The sequence below is a fragment of the Vibrio sp. 1159 genome, assembly GCF_033340395.1.
Taxonomy (GTDB): Bacteria; Pseudomonadota; Gammaproteobacteria; order Enterobacterales; family Vibrionaceae; genus Vibrio; species Vibrio alginolyticus.
Map to the genome: position 1 here is coordinate 24384 of NZ_JAWOWL010000010.1, position 20870 is coordinate 45253.

Consider the following 20870-nt stretch of genomic DNA (forward strand, 5'->3'; position numbering starts at 1 on the left):
TGAGTAGGCATGTTATACAAATAAAAAAATACCGGCTCATAGGCCGGTATTTCTTACACTATTTCAATATTAACGGTACATACCGATGTCTTTTTGAATATGTGTTGACAAGTCTTCTGCGTAGTAACTGCGTGGCGCAGTATTATCTACAAATAGAATGTCCAGTAAGTGAGCAATCAGTCCTTTGAAGTTAACCGCGTAGGTTTTCTTATCCATAGAGGTTGGTAAAGCTACATTTGTCATTTGCATTGCTTGTGCCATGATTGCCTCTCTTTAAAAGCAGTAGTCTGTTTAGTTGGTTGTATATTAGTCAGTTTCTTATTGTTTAAGAAATGACAAATTTTACCCATTCAAATTAGAATTTCTAATAAAACAAACTCATTACAAAACTCAAAAATACAAATGAATAATAACGGCATAAATAATCACAATTGCTGTTATTACATTGAATAACTGAACATTACCTGCATAATCGCCCCTTAAGCAACAACATATATTTAACAATATTTTTCGTTATTTCTTTTGATTTTAGTGCTTACTTTATATTTTTTGATTAGTAATATTAACGCTAGTTTGACGCTTCGCTTTATTTTTTAGGAGTGATGCAACCACTGCCGATGTCATCACAACAACTAAAAATGTGAGAGACCATGCTGTCGGAATCTCATATTCTGTTCCAACCAATAGCATTTTTACCCCGATAAACATCATGATTACTGATAATGCTGGTTTTAAGTATACAAACTTGTCTAACATTGCTTGAAGAACAAAGTACAGCGATCGCAAACCCAGTAATGCAAATACGTTCGCGGCTAAGACTAAAAATGGCTCTCGTGTTACCGCGAATATAGCTGGTATAGAATCCAACGCAAACATAACGTCCATTACTGCAATGACACCAACAACGATCAGCATCGGTGTTGCCACCCACTTACCAGCTTGCTTTAAGATTAAGCGATTTCCTTGGTAGTCATCTGTAACTGGCAATACCTTTCGAATCAACTGCTCCGGATATGGATTAACCTCTTCTGCTTCGCCTTTGTCGCGAGCTAGCTTAACACCCGTCCAAATAAGAAAAGCAGCAAATAAGTACAATACCCAGTGATACTGTGAAAGTAACTGAGCACCAACCGCAATCATGACAGCGCGTAAAACTAGCGCACCTATCACCCCCCAAAGCAATGCTCTCGGACGCAAGTGCTCCGGCACACTGTATTGTGCAAAGATGATGGCAAACACAAACAAGTTATCCACGCTTAGCGACTTCTCTAGTAAGTAACCAGTTAAGAATGAAATCGTTGCTTTGTCGTTCGTATAAGCGCTATGTGGCGCGTAAAAGTCCCAGAATAAATAAATAGAACCTGCAAAAACAAAGGCAAGCAAGAACCAAAAAACACTCCAAACGATGGCTTTTTTCATCGTGATAACGCCACCACGTGTTTGATAGATATCAAGCGTAACAAGAACAAGGGTAAATAAACCAAAAGCACCATACATCGCTAATGATTCTTGAAGAGGCACCGATTGGCTCAATTGGGTGGTATTTTCGATAAGAGACATATTTCCTCCCATGGCGGAAGGACTTCGTTTGGTGACCTTCCGCATACAATAACAACCAACAGCCACATAACGATTATGTGCTGCTAGTCAATGAATGCGTTGGTCTCGTTGAAGTGTTGATGTGAATGAACCACGTAACACCTTTACTTACCGGATAAGCTGATGCTTAACGAGATGACGATAAGTAAACTTGCGCTAACTACTCCCCAAACGCCGACATAATAACGCCGAGCGTCAGGCTTTCCAACAAAAAAGCCTTGTCTTATCGAAATAAAATTCTTATCAAAAATCAGGAAGCACTATAAAAAGAAAGAAATGGATTCAACCACCTGAACTTTAGTAAACAGACAAAAAGCAGCAAATGGATCAAGACAAACTCTTCATTGGTTAGAGCCCTAACGGGGAAGATAGATACAAAAAAGGAGCATTACTGCTCCCTTTTGTAACATCCACATTCTTAGCAATTCAAAAGCCGCTTAGAGGCACAAAGTAGACCAGTGTTGACCAAATTGCGATCCAGGCAACCACGACTGCCGTATCTGCCCAATCTTTATTCCACATACTGCCATCCTCATCAACCCATGTAGTAAGTGGAGAGCAGCAAAATCAATACCAGTATCTATTATCGACGTCGCTTTGTGTAAAGTTTGTGACTTTGATTCAAACAGTTTGGCTCATCGGTCAGGAGTTCAATAAAACAATCAGCCATGGACAAACTGGTCACACGCCCTTCTCCTTTCATCTCCTGCAATGCGTCATACCCCTCTTTCCCTTTCATCGTATAGGCAGAAGAAGTCCCTCGATACCAAACATCATCTTGAACACCTACCCATTGTTTGCCATCAAAAATCACTAATGATTGAACTCTTTCACCTTTTGGGGCATCTGCGTGGTACTCGAAGTTTAAATTGTAAGTGTACGGATAACTGCCAGATCCAGTGCCTTCTACGCCATTGTTGAGTGCATTATTTATCGCGCCTTCAAGTGCACGGCGAATAGCGCTGCCTTTTACATCGTAAAAGCCGATAGGAACGGCAAAAGGCAACAGTCGTCCGGCAATGTCTGCCACTGTGATGTTGCCAGGGTTCAAAGAGGTTCGCACGCCACCCGCATTATGAATTGCAAATTGAACGTCATATCCACGTTTGTTTAAACAGTGCAGAAATGAGCGGGCAACGGAGGAAGCCAACTCACTCTCACCAAATTCATCGGGAATTCTCACATGACGCTTTTTGGTGTCAACACTAGCAATGACTTGTGACTGTAACTGCCTGACCTGAGGAATATACTTATCGCTCAGGATCGCTTGAGTTTCCGGGTGTTTCTTACAAACCACGACATTCGGTTGACCATGGATGAAGTCGCACGCGGTTTCGAATACACCTTGGTCGAGCTGTTGGTTTAGCGTCGAGTCCCAAAAAATACGTCGACCAAGCAACAGTTCATTTTGTCCACTCAACATCGTTGCTTTACCGTGTTCATCAAACTCAATGACGCAGTGCCCCATTGTCAAAGCATGGAAACCCGCTTGCACCACATAGGTATCATTAATTTTGATACCGTAGGGATCGTCTTGTCCTAACCCTATTGATGAAAAATCACCTTGCAACCGGTGGCTGTGTCCACCAACAATTATACCAATACCTGCGACTTTCTCAGCTAACTCTAAATCACCTTCATAACCTAAGTGGCTCAGAAGAATAATATTTTTTATACCTGATGAATGGATTTGTTTTACGGTCGCCTTGGCGGTTTCAATTGCTGAGTGAAAAGGCGTGTCTGCATCAGGGTTTGCGATGTCGCTCATTTTATCTATGGATAATCCGAAAATCGCGACCCGCTCACCATGGAATTCTTTAACAATGTATTGAGCGCTCTGTGTATCCGGTTGGTAACTATATACATCCTTGCAATCACTGATACGGTGAGTTTTTTTAAGTGATTCATTGGATAAATCCCAGTTGCCAGCAAGCAATGGGAACTGAGTACGTTGGCAAAACAATGCAACTGGCTCATTCCCCATATCTAATTCATGATTGCCTAACGCCATTGCATCAATCTTTAATGCGTTCAATAAGTCGGCATTGGCTTTGCCTTTAAATAGTGAGAAATACAGCGTGCCTTGGAAGCAATCTCCGGCATGGAGGAACAACATCCCGTGACCTTGGCGCTGAGCATCATCTCTTAACTGCTCGACTCGGGTTGCGATACGAGAAAAGCCGCCAGCACTGACATAAGGCTCTAGCGTGAGTTCATTGTTTATCTTAAGCTTTAACTGTAATGACGTTGGTTCAAAGTAGGAATGTGTGTCATTGATGTGTGCCAGTTTGATTCTCACTGGCTTATGATTGTTATTCATCTTCATCTTCTCTTTTTTCATTCCTTATAATAATAAGAAGTGAATCATGACAGAATCATGAATTTTATGAAACTGCGATTTAGGATTTCATGTTTAAGTGATCACGATGCTGTCCCCCGGCTTTGAAAGCAAGCCTCGCTTGTAACGGTCTCTATTCAGTAAGAGGCTCTCGTAATTTTGTGAACTGAGCTTAACTCAAAAATTTCGAATTCATATATGCTTAGGAGTAGCAAAATAACTCTCGATAATTCAAATAATTGCAAGGAGGATTGAGATGAGACTAGAACGCATCGAAATCTCCGGGTTTAGAGGCATCAAACGCCTTTCACTCTCTTTTGACGAACTCACCACGCTTATCGGTGAAAACACGTGGGGCAAATCATCATTACTCGATGCCCTTTCCATCGCATTACCTGCCAATGGCTCATTGTATCAATTCAAACTGAAAGATTTTCACGTTGACTACTCAATTTCTCATCCACAAACACAACACTTACAGATCATTGTTTGTTTTAAAGCACAGGATAAAAACGAAGTAAAAGCGGGACGCTACAGACGCATAAAGCCTACATGGTGCACCAACGAAGATGGTGAGCAAGTCATTTACTATCGTATTAGTGCGTCTCGCGATGAGCACGGCATTAATACAGAGTACGCGTTTTTGGATCATAACGGCAAACCCAAAAAACTTCACCACTCAGAGAAACTCGCTATTGAGTTAATGACACTTCATCCTGTAATCCGACTACGTGACTCCCGACGCTTCCCAGATTTAAACCATGTCAACGGCGATGGTAAAAATGCTCGGATTGAAAAACGAATCAACAATACCTGTCGACGCTTATTGGCTATGCCTGGCCATGTAAATAAAGGTGAGATTCGTAGTAGTCTCGACTCAATGCAAACGCTTGTTGAGCACTATTTTGCGTTCAGAAGTGTCAGTAAAGGTAACCCACGCAAACCTCGCGATGGTCTTTTCTATACAAGCCCTTCCTCTGATAAAGGTTTGAGTCAGTTCTTGAAAGAAACCAATGACAAACAAAGCCGCTTGCTTTTAATGGGGTTACTCAATGCCTATCTTCAAGCTAAGGGTCCCACCGATTTAAGGCGCTGCGCGAGACCAATACTGATTATTGAAGATCCAGAAGGTCGACTGCATCCAACTCATCTAGCGAGAGCGTGGTCCTTATTGCAATTGTTGCCAATGCAAAAGATATTAACCACCAACAGTGGCACGTTACTCGGTTCTGTTCCACTGTATTCAATTCGACGTTTAATTCGGCTATCAGACAGAACCATCGCTAAGAGTTTAAACTCAACAAAGTTTGGTCGAGATGAGTTGCGCCGAATTGGTTTCCATATTCGTTTTCATCGTTCAGGAGCATTATTTGCGCGGTGCTGGTTACTTGTTGAGGGCGAAACCGAAGTTTGGCTTTTTCATGAACTGGCTCGTCAATGCGGGTATGACTTGGCTGCCGAAGGGGTTCAAATCGTTGAGTTTGCTCAATCAGGTCTAAAATCACTCATCAAAGTAGCAAAAGAGTTTGGTATTGATTGGCATGTCGTTACCGATGGCGACCCAGCAGGGAAAAAGTACGCGCATGCAGTGCGAGCACAGCTCGACCATGATCAGGAAAGGCATCGACTTACGGAGTTACCCGACCGAGACATCGAGCACTTTCTGTACAACAATGGTTTTGAACTTTTCTTTAAGGACATCATCAAAGTTCCTCATGACCACCCTATCCCTGCTAAAAAAGTCGTAAATCGTGTTTTGAAAAAACATGCAAAACCGGACTTAGCTTTGGCTATTGTTTCTCATTGTGAAGAGAAAGGCATGGAGTGTATTCCTGTTCTTCTGCGCTGGACACTTAAACGCGTTGTTACCATGGCCAACGGCAATACATGAGTTAGACGTATTTTACACTCAGCGTATTGTCTTGTAATACAAAAAAAGCACACCAATTTGGTGTGCTTGTATCAAACATCATTAATTTTGATTAAGGGTATTGAGAGGGATAAAACTCAATACACAGTGGATACCAATAAGATCGGGGGTTCACTACTGTGCTTGCTCAGCAAGCGAAGAAGAAGTAGCGGTTGATTTCGTATGCAACCATAGCCCTGTCGCTTTCATTAGATAGCCAAACACACCACCTAGCAACAACGATGGAATGACAAGTTGCCAGTTTCCGTCAGCCGCAAATGTTGCGCATGAACCAATAAAAGTACCAGGGATGTACGCGAGCCAAGCTTGTTTAGCTTGAATACACATGAAGAATGCCACAATAGCGGTAATCACATAGCCAATAATTTCCAACCCCACGTAAGTGGAACCGTGAATAATTACCATTGCCCAGAATACGCCTGTCATATTAGTGATTAAGCTGATACCTAGTCCTTTCAATCCGCTAGTTGGCGCTGCAAAGTAGCTCGTGCAACCTAAAAAACCAGCCCAAGAAAGCAAACCTAAAGAGATGGCGATCCAACCCCATACGCCAGATAAAATTCCAGTAGTGATAGAAATAGCTAAAAGTGTCGTCATGGTAGTCATACCTACTCGGCTATTATCGTACCTATATGGTTCAATAACTGCCTTCATACATTGAAATCAAGGAGACATGTTAGATACATCAGCTCAGCTTATCGGTGATATTGATCACAATAAAATATTATTATTTTCACAATTTACATTAAAAGTTTGACGCAACCGATAAATCAACAGATTTAGGGAATAAACCCAACTCATCTCGTAGGCATGTTTAATCAACCTTTAAAGAACTGAAGGCTTCCCTTTCATCATTCGTAGTCCCTCTCTTTTAATGCAGTCGACTAATGGGTTTTCTGCCATATCTGAACGCCATATAAATGAAAGCGTCCTTTCCATTTTTAACTCAGGTACATTTAATGCCACAAGATGACCTGCTTCTATATATCGCTCTACATCTAAATACGGTAAGCAAGTAAGGTACTGACCATTAGCAACTAAACTACGTAACACCGGAACGTGTTCGTACTCGCGCCACACATCCAAATCTTCAATAAGGTGGTGAATAGAACTATCAAATGTTTTTCGTGTGCCAGAGCCATGCTCTCTTAGTACCCACTTCGCTTGCTCTAACTGCGCAAGGCTAACAGACTGATTACGCGCAAAAGGATGATGAGAAGCTGCGACAACAGTAAGATGATCACGACACCATACTTCTTGGTGTAAACGGTTATCATCACAGCGCCCTTCAATAATCCCTAAGTCATACTTGTAATCTAATACCCCATCAATCACCCCTTTTGTACTTTGTACACCGAGGGAAATACGCATTTCTGGAAAGTCATTATCAATGATACTAATAAGGTCGGGAACTAAGTGCTCTGCTGGTGTTTGACTCGCTCCCATACGAATCTCACCACTCAATAAATGTTGCTCATAGAAGCCCATTTCAATCTGCAATGCGTCTTGTAGCAAGCGTTTTGCTTTTGGTCGTAACCACATCCCCCAATGGGTTAACGCCATTTGCTTGCCTTGCCTCTCAAACAACGGCCTGCCAAGCATCTTCTCTAATTGCGCAAGCGACATACTCGTCGCTGATTGTGTCAAAGCCAATTTTTCTGCGGCTTGGCTTACACTGCCGGTATCTGCAACTGCGTCGAAAACCGCTAATTGCTTAAGTGAGTAGCGCAAAGTGTCCTCCATTATTAGTGGGTATTTCCCAATCCCCACAATTGTTAAAGCATGCCCCAATAAGCAATAGAGTTCATTTTACCTAGCCCCGTAAAGTTATCAATTAATTTGATGAGGTTTCTAAATATTATCAATTTTACCTTACTAACCGTTCTCCCTATTCTGAGTACGCGGTTCGGGAACACCGCAAGCCTCAATGGTTTTGAAACCGAAGTCATTGAGGCTCTTAATAAAAACAACAATTTCATTTTTGAGTTAATAACCAAGGATTTTTTATGCGATTACAAATTAAGGAGTCAATATGGCGGTGACCAGTTCTCAAAATCACCAGTATTTTTCTCCAAAAGAGATGATGGTTGAAGCGGAAAAATTTGCGTTAAGTAAGGCAAACAAAACCAGCAGTATGACATTAAGCCTCGCCATTATGGCCGGCGCGTTCATCGGGTTAGCATTCTTGTTTTACATCACGGTGACCACCGGTAGTACGGGCGCTGGTTGGGGCTTGAGCCGCCTAGCTGGTGGACTCGCATTTAGCATGGGATTGATCCTCATAGTGATCTGCGGTGGTGAATTATTTACCAGCTCCGTCCTATCCAGTATTTCTTGGGCCAATAAGCAAATATCGTTCGGTAAGATGCTTTCGATCTGGGGCAAAGTTTACGTTGGTAACTTTATTGGTGCGATGTTCCTACTTGCGCTGGTTACTGCTGCTGGTCTTTATCAGATGGATGGCGGTCAATGGGGATTAAATGCGCTTAACATCGCACAACACAAACTTCACCACACTCTCATTCAAGCGTTTGCACTCGGTATTCTCTGTAACCTGTTGGTCTGCCTAGCGATTTGGCTGACATTTAGTTCTGCAAATGCAATGACAAAAGCAGCAATGACAATTTTGCCTGTGGCAATGTTTGTCAGCAGCGGTTTTGAGCACTGTGTTGCGAACATGTTTATGGTTCCACTTGGTATTGTTATCGCGAATTTTGCACCTGAATCTTTTTGGGCATCTGTCGGTGTGCCCGCGTCACAATACACAGACCTAAACATTAGCCACTTTATTACCGCTAACTTAATTCCTGTCACGCTTGGCAACATCGTCGGCGGAGCGGTATTAGTTGGCCTTTCAAACTGGTGTATTTTTCGCCGACCAGAACTAAAAGCAGCGAATATTTCTTCTATCACTACAACTACAACACTGTCGTCACTTAAGGATTTCACCATGAAAAATGCCTCTTTTGTTAAAGACATTATGAACCCAAAACCAATCACCATTCGTGCAGAAACGCCAATTGCAGCCGCGCTGGATGTGTTACTTGATAACAACGTAACTAGCGCACCTGTTGTAGACGTACAAAATCGATTAGTTGGCTTCTTCTCTGCTCACGATGTGATGGTAGAACTATGGTGTGAGGACTACATTCCGGTGAAAGACCAAAAAGTCGTCGACATCATGAGCAGAGATGTGGTCGCAATTGACGCTGATGATCGCCTCGTTGATGTTGTGGAATTCCTATGTATCGATAAAGAGCAGTTGTACCCAGCGAGCAGTATGGGTATCGCCACTCGCTTGACGTCTTTGTCTCTCGAAGAACGCGCTAAAAGTATCAAAGTAAGTAAGCCACAAGTGCTTCCTGTGCTTGAAAATGGGCAGATGGTCGGGGTGGTTACTCGTACTGAAGTATTAAAAGCACTACGCCCGATTTTTGGTGAGCGTTTAAACCTAGTGGAAAAAAGCGAGTTAGAAACAGCGTAATTCGCTAAACATTTACAACGTTTATTGGCTTTCAATCGCTATCACTGACGGGTTTATCGATGTTAGTGATGTGATTAAGATAATAAAAAAGCGCTCTTCAAGTGAAGAGCGCTTTTAGTGTATCTAAAAGGAACTAATTACTTCTTAATACCTTCGATATGAAGTTCCATATCGACGTAGCTTGAAGCACCCATTACTGGGATGTCAAAGTCAGCAAGCTCTAGGCGAGTGTTGCCAACAAAGCCAGCGCGCTCGCCGCCCCATGGGTCACTACCAGCACCAACGAATTCAGCCTCAATAGTAATAGGCTTAGTAACACCGTGTAGCGTTAGATCACCAGTTACATCTAGTTTGCCATTGCCTTTATCAACCACTTTTGTGCTAGTAAAGGTTGCTTCACTGTATTTGCCAGCATCGATGAAGTCACCACTACGAATGTGTTTGTCACGTTCAGCATGGTTTGAATCTAGGCTGGTTGTATCAACAACAACATTTACTTTTGAGTCAGCAATGTTGTTTTCATCAAAAGAAAAGTCACCAGAAAATGTATTGAAACGACCTTTGATGAAACTGTAACCCAAGTGGCTAACTTTAAAGTTGATTGAAGCGTGAGCACCTTTGGTATCGATGACATAATCTGCAGCTTGCGCACCAAATGGCAGTGCCATAGCGATAGCTAATCCTGTAGCGAAAAGTGACTTTTTCATTTTGAAGCTCCTAACATTTTTCTTAATGTGTTGTCTTTATCGATAAAGTGGTGTTTTAGTGCAGCAATAGCATGTAAGCCTGCAATCAGGATGACTGCCCAAGCTGCATAGAAGTGAATCTCACCTGCAATATCTGATTGGCCTGGGAATAACTCTCCCGCTCCTGGCACGGTGAACCAATTAAACACTTCGATGCCGCGTCCATCAGACGTTGAAATGAGGTAACCTGAAACAAAGATGGTGACCAATAGTAGGTACATGACACCATGCGCTGCTTTAGCAGCAAGCACTTCGTAACGTTTGCCTTCTACCTTTGGTGACGCCGTCACATGTTTCCATACTATGCGTACCAAAGTTAAAATAGCGAGTAAAATACCGACAGAGCGATGGTAATGCGGCGCAGTTCGATACCATTCGCTGTAATAGCTAAGGTCGACCATCCACAAACCCACTGCAAATAGACCAATAATGCACAGCGCTGATAACCAATGCATCACGCGTGCAGTAAGGTTGTAATTCTTTACCAGTGTATCCATCTCAAGTTCCTAGATATATTCCTAAGTTAATGCTGAGCAAGAAACACTACATTAACCTATTTACGTCATATGAAACAGATTATTTACCATCATTTACATCCAGCCAATGGTACCGTATCTATCAAGTTGTTCGAATTTTTTGAAGGAACTTTAAATCGTTTGTAAAACTGAAACTTACAGCTTAATTTCTTGTTCTATCTCATACAGCTCTTCGGAAACTTCTAACATTCTGCGTTCAACCAGTAACTTAGCATCTTCAACACCCTTGTTATAATAAATTGGTCCTAGTTTTTCTGTAATAAAATCAATTAGAAACTCACTATCGAACTGGCCAATTTCAACATCTAGCTCGTCTTGCATGTAATCTTGAATGGCGGTGGCCAACGCCTCTTTTTGTGCGCGTTCTAGCTTTATCATTTTTTCCCTTTCAAATTTTTGTTCAACTTCTGCTTCTTTCGTGTTGCTCTATTAAAGATTAAACACGGTCATTTGTGAGAAATTTGGTGTTTAGATCAAGAAGTTGCCGAAGTAAATTAGTCTATTCTCAAAAGACTATGCTAACCTTTTGCAGTTCGTTTTGTAATTATTAAGGGATATTCTTTGCTACTCGACCTAGTTATTCAAAGTGTTAATGATTTTCAAGACGACTGTCTTAAGCTGTGTGAAAAGCATTACCCTGCGGTGCATAACCAAGGCATGAGTGAGCATCATCTTGGTCTCGCGTTTTCAAGAAGGATGGAACATACTTTTCGTCACTTTGGATACAACTGCGTGATAAAGCCAATCGAAGTGTTGGATTCTCCAGACCTTCCCCATCACTATCGAATTTCATCCGACATCGGCACTGTCTGGGTTCTGAGTCACCATATGGTCAGTGCCGGAAAATCTTGCCGGGAAAACTTACTCTCATCAATTACGGAATGGCAGAGTGAATATGGCTATGCCTTACAGCCTAATGACCTACTCTTTTTGGTTTGCGATCATTGGATAAGTCGCAGCAAAACGAGCCGAGAATTACTTCATTGGTGGGTGGGGGAACTACCCGATCAGATCAACGAATACACAGAACAAGGAATCACACTGTACACCAGCGAGTCGCAACTCACGCAATCTTTGGACACTCGATTCGGTATTAGCCCTTGTTACATTAAGTTTGGGCATCCTTTACGGCGTTCGAACAAACAGCAGTTAGTCAGAAAATATTTGCAGTTGTATGCCGTACTGCAATGGTAGCATCAAATTGAAGTGCTGAGATTATCAATTATTTCAGCAATTTGTTTGATATCACTCGACAAAACTACCCATCCATTACCATCGTTCTTGCTTGAGTTAATGAGCACACTTAGATTCATTGCCAATGAAATAGAAAAATTAGCGCGATAACGCTGATGTTGAGACATTGATTTAGGTTGTGGTAACAATGATGAGCATCTCGCAACTACTTAGTTGCATCCGGAAAGAAGCCGACGGGCAGTATATTGCGAAATACGCGAACTTCACTCTCCGCAGTGTCTTTCAACCCATATATAAGAACGATATTTCCATCGTTGGCCTTGAAGCACTGGTAAGAATTAGCAATGCCAATGGCACCATGGTTAGGCCAGATCAGTTTTTCCAATCCAAAGCGACTCCCACTCAAGATTTGCTCAACGTTGAACGCTTAAGTCGCCTAATCCATATCAAAAATTTCTCTCAGTCTCGCTTTCACACAAAACAATTGTTTCTCAATGTATTACCGGTAGCGGCAGAGATACTAGTTAAAGACATCACTTATAACCGACTGCTAAAACAAACCATTTATGAATCGCATTTGATGAATGAACAAATCGTCATGGAGTTACTTGAATTGAAGGTGGAGGATGAACTCTCTTTGTCTCAAGCTGCTCGGGAGTTAAGTCTTGAAGGATTTAAATTAGCGATTGACGATTATGGCGTCAATGCATCGACAACTGAGCGAGTGAGAAGCGTTTGCCCAGATATAATCAAGATGGATCGCTCTTTATTGCTAAGGTATGAAAACGGTGATTTTAAAGCGCTTAACGATGCATTATCACTCGCAAAAGCGTTATGCTCTAAAACCGTTATCGAAGGAATTGAAACCGAGCATCAACTTCGCTTAATGAAAAAGCTCGGTTTCGATATGTATCAAGGGTACCTACTTGCTATCCCCCAAACGTTAGACGTCTATGAAGAGGCAAAAACAGCCTGACTATGTAAGAACAAAAGTTTGCGCGGTTTAGCGAGAGCTACGTGATTTACCACGATTCTTATGAATCGCCAATTTTGCTTTTAGCTTACGCTTCTCAGATGAACGACTACGACGACGCCCACCCCCATTTTGTTCAGGCTCAACTTCTTCTGCAAGGCTTGGTTCGAAACCTGCCAGCCATTCTTGGGGTAAGCGTTGATCAAGCAGGTTCTCGATAGCTTGCAACAAGTACTCCTCATCTCGACTCATCAGAGAAACCGCCAAACCTGACTTTCCTGCTCTTCCAGTGCGGCCAATTCGATGGACATAATCTTCTGCTTTGAATGGCATATCAAAGTTCACGACTTGTTCTAGCTCTTGAATATCTAACCCTCGTGCTGCCACATCGGTTGCAATCAAAGCACGTACCTTACCTTGTTTAAATTCATCCAAAGCTCTTTGGCGGGCACCCTGTGATTTATCACCGTTGATAGAAACCGCTTTGATGCCATCTAACTTGAGCTCTTTCGCTAACTCATCACTGCCTTGCTTCGTTTTTGTAAATACAAGCACTTGCTGCCAATTCCGCGAGCCAATTAAGTACGCTAGCAATTCACGTTTCCGTTTTTTATCCACTGGATAAACCATTTGTGTTACCGTTTCAGCAGTCGTATTTGCTGGTGAAACTTCGACTTCAACTGGCGATTCCATGAGTTTATACGCAATAGTTTTGATTCGCTTCTCAAATGTCGCAGAGAACAATAGGATCTGTTTCTCAGCAGGCAAACGTCGGAAGATGCGCTGCAAGTCAGGCCAAAATCCCATATCTAACATACGGTCGGCTTCGTCTAACACGAGCATACCGGTTTTAGAGATGTTTACGTTACCATTAAACAGGTGATCCAAAAGGCGGCCTGGCGTGGCAATCAAAATATCAGCGCCCTCTTCTAACTTTCTCTTTTGTACGCCAATGCTTGTACCACCATAAACACACACAATGCGAAGTTCTGTTTCTGCCGAGTACTGATTCAAATTATCAAATACCTGCTGTGCAAGCTCGCGTGTTGGAACCAAAATCAATGCTTGAGGTGTGCCATTAAGTTTCTTTTGCTGAACGGTTTGTATGATAGGTAAACCAAACGCAGCCGTTTTTCCCGTACCAGTTTGTGCAGCAGCAAGTAAGTTTTTTCCTGCAAGGACGTGTGGAATTGACTTTTCTTGCACTGGTGTTGGCGTCACGATATTTAGATTGCCTAGCGTCTCGATTAGCTTTTGTTCGATGCCTAAATCAGCAAAATTAACAGACATGTGTAACCTCATTATTTTTGGAGCGCAGAGTTTACCAGAGCCCCTAAAGCCATACTACTTTTCTATCTCATTGAGTTGAGTCATTAAGCTGTTGCTGAAAATCATACGACTGGCGCAAAACATCTCGATAAAGTGACGAGAACTTCTCTTCTAATTCGGTGTAATCACTTTCAATCACTTTAAATGTTGTGGTTAAGTCTGCCATTCTAGGACTTCTTTGCGACATCCGATGTAGTGCAAATTCTATATTGTCTAGATCTTGATAGGATTGAAGCCATCGGCCATGCCACATTCTGCTGTGGAGCACCAAAAAACGTGGCGGCAAATGTTCATGAACCTCTCGGTTTACTCTCTCGTATGCCGTTTTTACAAAGTGTTCGAGAGGCACGGAATGAAAGTCGTTCCAGTGTTTTGCGAGGCAATGATCCCAAAACATATCCAAAGCGATAGGTGCAAAACGTCGCGCAACACCAGTGAAATGAGGCTTACATTCGTTGACGATTGGATGATGGTCGGTAATACGGTCAACAAATCTATGTAATCTGATGCCATTTGAGATATCGCGATCATACAGCTTGCTTGGATCTCCTTTTACGAAGTCTCCAAGCAAGTTTCCCAACAAATGGCTGTTACTGTGATCTGCGATATGCAGGTGGGCTAGAAAGTTCATTCGACGCCAGTTTTGGCCTCTAGGGCTTGGTGTGACATGAACCTAGTATAACGTCAATTACGACGAGATGAGAGTGTTCCGCTATTCGGCTTCGTTGTCTGAGCCAACGTATTCCGACAAGATAATGCCAATTTCAAGCGCATCTAGCAGCTCTAGGCTCTCATCGTTTTGGTATTGGTCGCTCATTGTGACCTCCTTTATTTTAAGCTCTCTTGCTTTTACTTGCTGACGGCCTGGCTCTTGCCATATCCACATCAGCAACTCCTTTTTATAGTCTTTATATGACACATTCATGACAGCGAGAAGTAAAGATTTAAAAACCTATGAGCATAATCAAAAGTAAACGATTGCAATTAGATTTCATATCCGCTTAACACTTTAGAGAAATGACTCTTTTATCAACATTCATGTCAATTTAAAGATATAACATACTGTTATAGGCGTCCTTAGATCTCATTTCTTAAACTAAATTTAGTATTCGTTACATATTTTGCTGATTAACTTCGCATATTTTGTTTCGATATAGCAATAGATTTGGTCAATATCTTTTATCTCTAATGGAGCTTTAAATGAGAGAAGTTGAGTTTAGAACGATAGACAGGCTGTTTATCAAGATGTCTATCAACGACAAAATGTGGGTTATATTCCTACTGTTTTTAGTAGCCCTCACTTCAGTGGCTGGAAGCCGCTACTTCAATGAAATACAACAATTTAAGCAGCAAGCCATCTCGGCGAGCGAAGCGAAGCTTTCTGGTATCGTTGATGCTCAATCAAACCGCGCTACAGAAATTGACGGCGTATCGAAATCGAACCGCGTAAGCGAGAGTTCTTTTGTCGATGGGTCTGTCACCGCTTATGCCAAGTTGCATTCTGGAGAAGTGATTAAGCTGACTCAAAATGTGTCCACACAATACGAATCGGTAAAATCATCAGCTCTATCGTCACTATTACTCAGCTTCTTATGGGTTATTCCTTTTGCCCTATTCTCTTACTGGGTGGCAACGTTTATCGGAGGAGCTCTGTGGGTTTTATATACAACAACCGAAAAAATTGGTGACGGTGACTTAACCTCTCGTCTTGGTTTTCACCCTGGTCGAGATGAATTCGGTACCATCGGCTGTGCGCTAGACAAGTCTATGGATACCTTAAGTGAACTGGTTAATAGTGTTAAAAATAATGCAACGATGTTGAGCGAGACATCTTCTGCATTCGAAAAAGATATGCAGTTGAGTGAAACCCAGATATCTCATCAATATCAAACGCTTGATTCAGTCGCGACGGCAATGGAAGAAATGACAGCCTCTGCAAAGGAGGTATCAAGTATTTCTCAACAAGCAACGACGCAGTCAGACCAAGATGCCCAGAAGATCGAACTAAGCAGAAGCCGTGTACAAAACGTGATTGGCGAGATAGAGACGTTATCTAGCTATATTGAACAAGCCTCTACGTCAGTAACCAATTTAAACGAGAATACGACGCAGATTAATGACGTGATCACAACGATTAACGCCATTTCAGAACAAACTAATCTGTTGGCACTAAACGCAGCAATCGAAGCAGCCCGTGCTGGTGAACAAGGTCGTGGATTTGCAGTGGTTGCCGATGAAGTACGTACATTAGCAAGCAGAACTCAACAGGCAACAGTAGAGATTCAAGCCATGATTGAGAAGCTTCAAATAGAGAGTCAGAACATTGCTTCAATCACCAACCGAACCGTTCAGCAAGCTCAAACCAGCAGCCAGCTTATTGATGAAATCGGCCATGATGTTACCTCTATTGCCGAGTCAGCACGCTCATTAATGGACATGAGCATTCAGATTTCCACATCTGCTGAAGAACAAAGCGCAGTGGCTAACGATATTGCATCGGAACTTTCAGAAATTCGTAGTCAATCAAGCACAATCAGAGAAGTGGCGGAGCAATCTACCGCTGGCGTCGCTAATCTCACGCAAGCCTCCGTTTCTCTTGGTGAGATATTACAACGCTACCGCACCGCATAACGTTGTGAGGCTTATGATCAACAAGGGCTCCTTAAGGAGCCCTTTTCTTTAAACCGTGTTCAACTATTACCTTCGATATTTTCTACGACATCCAAGTGGATATTTGAAGTGAATCTCAAGTTCTCGCTGTACCCGATGAAATAATGTTCTTAAACAAAGCGTTCCGCTATGCTTGATCTTGCCAATTCCAATTTGCTGCTGGAAAACAATATGAATAATTACAAAGACACAAAAGACATAGAGAACCTGAATTGCCCACTCTGCCAAGGAGATGAATATCTCATTTCATCGGATGGCGAGAAATTCACATGCGCTGCTTGCGGATTTCATACAAAAAACTTCTCATCTATCCAATGTCTACATCAAACGCCTTACCTACAGTCTAAACTTAAGCACATCCACAGCTTAAGTCCGGTTTGCCATTAATAGGTCAAACAGAGCAGCCACACAGCTGCTCTTTTAATTCATCTAAATGATGGATGCGAATTACACGCTCGTCATCAACAAGATTGATAGCTTCACCATTAAATAACTGTATCGTTTTGATACCGGCGTTTAGTCCCGCCTCAACTCCTTTAGGCGTGTCATCAATATAAAGACAGTCACTTGGTAAAAAGCCCATGCTCATAGCACTGTACATGATTAAATCGGGCTCAGGCTTCCAACTATTCGCATCGAATGCCGAGAACACTTTGCCTCGGAAAGCATCGAGTAAACCGGTTAACTCCAAAGCGTATTCAATTTTATCTTTAGGTCCATTAGACGCCACACAATATTCGATATTATGCGAATCCAAAAACTGAATTAATCGTTTTGCGCCATCCATCGGCTGTAAGTGACGCACAAAAAGAGACTTGACTTCTTCTCGGTATTGCGGCTCTAAAACATCAATTGGAACTTTGATATCTTTCAATTCTTTAGTATCTAAAAGGATGTCAGCGAGCTTTCCTCCTTTAAAGTGAGAAACGCACTCTTCCATCGTTAACTCAGCCCCATGCTGGTTAAAGACATTGACGAGCGCTTGGCAACACAGTCTTTCGCTGTCGACCAACGTACCATCACAGTCAAATATCACGCACTTAATATTGGTAATTGCCATAGCCATCTCCAGACGTCTTAAAGGCTCAAGCCCAAGCTGATTTTAAGAATGTTTGGATTAATATTATTTGAGTTTGGGATTGTTGAAACGACGAGCTTGGCATTTCATGGAAATAGAAGGTAGCAATTACAGTTTTTCTAAGCAAGATCACCCAACGTCATCTTGCTTTACTTTTTATGCACATTGACGTGTAAGTTAGTTTTCGATAACCACTGAGTCTAACAGTTTTTGCTCGGTGCTTAGTCTTTTAGCCAGATCAGCCACAAACGAGCTTTTGTATTTTGATTCAGAAACAGCAACATCAGAGATGAGTGTATTTCCTTCGAGATGGCTAACAATAGCAGCACCAATTGGGACTCCAGATTTAAAACCAACATATAATTCAAAATCTGGCGTGAGGATAATCTGTGTCAGATATTCAATGATCATATCTTTATCATACTGCTGTTCCCAGCGCTGAGATTGCAAGATAGAGAACATAATGGTCAGTCGATGAAAATCGACCAGAAAAATGTCGTCGGGGTTAAATTCAGAGTCACTTTCCAGTAGTGTGTCTTTGTCGACTACTTGATACGTTGCTTTTTCTAGCGTTTTGAAATAGACATCGCGCCCTTTCAAACTCTCTGGTGTCGGAAATTCAACTTCGACCAGATCATACAGCCATGTATTTTTACGCTCGATACTGGCTAACTGTTGTTCATTCATCTTGATACCTTCGTTTAGAGCAGTACATTAGCATGAAGCCCGCAACAAACCTAGCGCACATAGACCTTTCCGTGGCTAAATTTTGTTTTAGGTGCAAACCTCTGATAGATTTCATCAATATCTTTCCTAGTTAAGGACAAAAATAATGAAAAAGATGCTGTTAAGTGCATTGCTTGCTACTACTCTAGTTGGTTGTTCAGATAACGATGTTGCTGACGTGGGGCTCGGTTGGTTTACTTTGAAAGACATCAAAGTCGGTGAGTTGAAAGACGAGGTGGTAACAGGTGTCACATGTCACATCGCCTCTATCGAAGCGGATTTCAGCTTAGCAGATCCAAGTGATAGCTCAATATCATGTCGTCAGACTGGCGAAATCACACCGGAAATGATTGCAAAAATAGATAAGAGTAAGTCCGGTGAAATTGTATTTAAGAAGTCAAAAAGCATTTTCTTCAAAACAATGAAGGTTCGCCGTATTTATGATGCCGATAACCAAACCTTACTCTACTTGTCTTATACAACAAAAGAGACCGATGGTAGTTTTAAACATAGCCTTTCGACAGTCCCACTTTGGGGTACCAAGGCTTACGTTGAGCCAACTGAAGTGAAAAAGTAACGCGGGTAAATTTAGTTAGCGCGGAGCAGGCTCTTTCCGGGCGCTGCTGAGCAACAAGTTTAAAAAACAACCCATTGCAATACGACAAGCGTCATAAATTGCAGCTGCTTTGGTTGCTATTTACTCAGCTCGCTGATTTTTTCAGCGAGCAGACTTCTTTGTAATAAATCGCCACGATTTTCATTTTTTTGTGATACAATCCCGCCTCTTTTTTTTCTCACTCAAGAACAAGCATGAAGTTTCCTGGTCAGCGTAAATCTAAACACTACTTCCCAACTCACGCTCGAGATCCATTAGTAAACCAAATCCGACAGGCACCTAAGCTATATCGCCCAACTATTGTTGGTGTCGGTCAAACCATTGTAGATATCGAAGCACGTGTAGATGACGCGTTTTTAGAGAAATACAACCTGAGTAAAGGACATTCGCTCGTTCTTGAAGAAAGCAAAGCAGATGCTCTTTACGAAGAACTGGTTGAGCAAGGCCTGATCACACACCAATACCCAGGTGACACGATTGGCAATACTCTTCACAACTACTCAGTTTTAGCCGATAGCAAATCCGTTTTGCTCGGTGTGATGTCTAAGAACATTCAAGTCGGTTCTTTTGCTTACCGCTACCTTTGCCGTACGTCTTCACGCATGAACCTTAACCATTTACAAACGGTAGATGGCCCTATTGGTCGCTGCTACACCCTAATTTCTCAAGACGGTGAGCGTACATTTGCTATCAACGAAGGTCATATGAATCAACTACTTCCGGAAAGCATTCCTGAAGAGATCTTTGAGAAAGCATCAGCCCTGGTTGTTTCTTCTTACCTAATGCGTGGTAAAGAAGAAGATCCAATGCCTAAAGCGGTACAAAGAGCGATCGACTTTGCTAAGAAGCACGATGTCCCTGTTGTACTTACGTTAGGGACAAAGTACGTTATCGAAGGTAACGCACAGTGGTGGCAAGAATACATTCGCGAAAACATTTCTGTTGTCGCTATGAATGAAGAAGAAGGTGCGGCGCTAACAGGTGAAACAGAGCCGCTAGCAGCTGCTGATAAAGCACTTGAGTGGGTTGATCTCGTACTTTGTACAGCAGGACCAAATGGTCTGTACATGGCTGGTTACACCGACGAGAAAGTAAAACGAGAAACCACACACGACATCCTTGAAAGCTCCCTCGAAGCCTTTAACCAGTACGAGTTTAGTCGTGCGATGCGTAAAGAAGACTGTCAAAACCCAATGAAGGTCTACTCTCACATCGGCCCTTACCTTGGTGGACCACTAGAGATTAAGAACACTAACGGTGCAGGTGATGCAGCCCTTTCAGCCTTACTGCATGACATGGCAGCAAACTCTTTCCACCAAAAAGAAGTGCCTAACTCAGAAAAGCACGAAGTACGATGCTTAACCTACTCCTCGCTTTCTCAGATCTGTAAATACGCAAACCGAGTAAGCTATGAAGTGTTGACGCAGCACTCTCCTCGCCTATCGCGAGCGCTTCCTGAACGAGAAGATAGCTTAGAAGAGACTTATTGGGATCGTTAAAACGACAGCTTTAAAGCTAAAAATATATCAAGGTCACCATTTGGTGGCCTTTTTGTTTTTATCTAGCACTATAACGAGTAGATTTCGTTAGTATGTCGCACAATACGAAGCAGTAAACTCTTTACAAGCCTAACCGAAACAGTACCATCACC

20 protein-coding genes are annotated in these 20870 nt (G+C 42.2%); 7 read left to right on the plus strand and 13 right to left on the minus strand.

Features of this window, described 5'->3' with window-relative positions:
- Positions 1–69 precede the first annotated feature (69 nt).
- The 3 genes from R7127_RS09995 to R7127_RS10005 all read right to left on the minus strand — a co-directional run bounded on the left by R7127_RS09995 (position 70) and on the right by R7127_RS10005 (position 3925).
- Complete coding sequence (locus R7127_RS09995; protein WP_042520848.1) at positions 70–261, minus strand: hypothetical protein; 192 nt, start codon at positions 259–261, stop codon at positions 70–72.
- Between the two features lie 279 nt (positions 262–540).
- Positions 541–1560 (minus strand): TerC/Alx family metal homeostasis membrane protein, encoded by a 1020-nt coding sequence (locus R7127_RS10000; RefSeq protein ID WP_062730983.1) that lies wholly within the window; start codon positions 1558–1560, stop codon positions 541–543.
- 622 nt (positions 1561–2182) lie between these two features.
- Complete coding sequence (locus R7127_RS10005; protein WP_115386643.1) at positions 2183–3925, minus strand: bifunctional metallophosphatase/5'-nucleotidase; 1743 nt, start codon at positions 3923–3925, stop codon at positions 2183–2185.
- A 268-nt stretch (positions 3926–4193) separates the two neighbouring features.
- Here R7127_RS10005 and R7127_RS10010 point away from each other — a divergent pair, with 268 nt between their 5' ends.
- The gene (locus R7127_RS10010; RefSeq protein ID WP_047103581.1) at positions 4194–5828 is read left to right on the plus strand and encodes an ATP-dependent endonuclease; all 1635 of its coding nucleotides are present in this window, start codon (positions 4194–4196) and stop codon (positions 5826–5828) included.
- A 153-nt stretch (positions 5829–5981) separates the two neighbouring features.
- On the opposite strand, the gene R7127_RS10015 is transcribed toward R7127_RS10010, so the two are convergent.
- Positions 5982–6464, minus strand: coding sequence for a DUF1097 domain-containing protein (locus R7127_RS10015; protein ID WP_017634175.1), 483 nt, complete (start codon positions 6462–6464; stop codon positions 5982–5984).
- Between the two features lie 228 nt (positions 6465–6692).
- Positions 6693–7598 (minus strand): LysR substrate-binding domain-containing protein, encoded by a 906-nt coding sequence (locus R7127_RS10020; protein WP_005376369.1) that lies wholly within the window; start codon positions 7596–7598, stop codon positions 6693–6695.
- A 301-nt stretch (positions 7599–7899) separates the two neighbouring features.
- Here R7127_RS10020 and focA point away from each other — a divergent pair, with 301 nt between their 5' ends.
- Positions 7900–9351 (plus strand): formate transporter FocA, encoded by a 1452-nt coding sequence (focA, locus tag R7127_RS10025; protein WP_318141791.1) that lies wholly within the window; start codon positions 7900–7902, stop codon positions 9349–9351.
- Positions 9352–9488: 137 nt separating this feature from the next.
- Here the strand turns inward: focA and R7127_RS10030 are convergent, their stop codons facing one another.
- The 3 genes from R7127_RS10030 to R7127_RS10040 form a co-directional block, all read right to left on the minus strand.
- A complete protein-coding gene (locus R7127_RS10030; RefSeq protein ID WP_017634178.1) occupies positions 9489–10058 on the minus strand; it encodes a YceI family protein in 570 nt (189 codons plus the stop codon).
- The gene (locus R7127_RS10035; protein WP_042520838.1) at positions 10055–10594 is read right to left on the minus strand and encodes a cytochrome b; all 540 of its coding nucleotides are present in this window, start codon (positions 10592–10594) and stop codon (positions 10055–10057) included. Before R7127_RS10035 ends, R7127_RS10030 begins: the two co-directional genes overlap by 4 nt.
- Positions 10595–10768: 174 nt before the next feature.
- Positions 10769–11011 (minus strand): DUF2164 domain-containing protein, encoded by a 243-nt coding sequence (locus R7127_RS10040; protein WP_042520836.1) that lies wholly within the window; start codon positions 11009–11011, stop codon positions 10769–10771.
- A gap of 183 nt (positions 11012–11194) precedes the next feature.
- On the opposite strand from R7127_RS10040, the gene R7127_RS10045 reads away from it, so the two are divergent.
- Both R7127_RS10045 and R7127_RS10050 read left to right on the plus strand, forming a co-directional pair.
- Complete coding sequence (locus tag R7127_RS10045) at positions 11195–11827, plus strand: hypothetical protein (protein ID WP_042520835.1); 633 nt, start codon at positions 11195–11197, stop codon at positions 11825–11827.
- A 187-nt stretch (positions 11828–12014) separates the two neighbouring features.
- The gene (locus R7127_RS10050) at positions 12015–12803 is read left to right on the plus strand and encodes an EAL domain-containing protein (protein ID WP_042520834.1); all 789 of its coding nucleotides are present in this window, start codon (positions 12015–12017) and stop codon (positions 12801–12803) included.
- 27 nt (positions 12804–12830) lie between these two features.
- On the opposite strand, the gene R7127_RS10055 is transcribed toward R7127_RS10050, so the two are convergent.
- The 3 genes from R7127_RS10055 to R7127_RS10065 form a co-directional block, all read right to left on the minus strand.
- The gene (locus R7127_RS10055; protein ID WP_042520829.1) at positions 12831–14090 is read right to left on the minus strand and encodes a DEAD/DEAH box helicase; all 1260 of its coding nucleotides are present in this window, start codon (positions 14088–14090) and stop codon (positions 12831–12833) included.
- 67 nt (positions 14091–14157) lie between these two features.
- Complete coding sequence (locus tag R7127_RS10060; protein WP_054865345.1) at positions 14158–14760, minus strand: ACP phosphodiesterase; 603 nt, start codon at positions 14758–14760, stop codon at positions 14158–14160.
- An 81-nt stretch (positions 14761–14841) separates the two neighbouring features.
- Positions 14842–15015 carry a hypothetical protein gene (locus tag R7127_RS10065; protein WP_017820948.1) on the minus strand — a complete coding sequence of 58 codons (174 nt, stop codon included), beginning with the start codon at positions 15013–15015 and terminating at the stop codon, positions 14842–14844.
- Positions 15016–15329: 314 nt separating this feature from the next.
- Here R7127_RS10065 and R7127_RS10070 point away from each other — a divergent pair, with 314 nt between their 5' ends.
- Positions 15330–16760, plus strand: a complete 1431-nt coding sequence (locus R7127_RS10070) for a methyl-accepting chemotaxis protein (RefSeq protein WP_042520826.1) — start codon at positions 15330–15332, stop codon at positions 16758–16760.
- 430 nt (positions 16761–17190) lie between these two features.
- Here R7127_RS10070 and R7127_RS10075 read toward each other — a convergent pair whose 3' ends face one another.
- Positions 17191–17859: an HAD-IA family hydrolase gene (locus R7127_RS10075; RefSeq protein ID WP_042520824.1), complete on the minus strand. Its 669-nt coding sequence runs from the start codon at positions 17857–17859 to the stop codon at positions 17191–17193.
- Between the two features lie 195 nt (positions 17860–18054).
- A complete protein-coding gene (locus R7127_RS10080; RefSeq protein ID WP_005376378.1) occupies positions 18055–18564 on the minus strand; it encodes a hypothetical protein in 510 nt (169 codons plus the stop codon).
- Between the two features lie 145 nt (positions 18565–18709).
- Here R7127_RS10080 and R7127_RS10085 point away from each other — a divergent pair, with 145 nt between their 5' ends.
- Both R7127_RS10085 and R7127_RS10090 read left to right on the plus strand, forming a co-directional pair.
- A complete protein-coding gene (locus tag R7127_RS10085; protein ID WP_005397614.1) occupies positions 18710–19180 on the plus strand; it encodes a CreA family protein in 471 nt (156 codons plus the stop codon).
- 233 nt (positions 19181–19413) lie between these two features.
- A complete protein-coding gene (locus R7127_RS10090) occupies positions 19414–20718 on the plus strand; it encodes an inosine/guanosine kinase (RefSeq protein WP_005376376.1) in 1305 nt (434 codons plus the stop codon).
- Positions 20719–20870 lie beyond the last annotated feature (152 nt).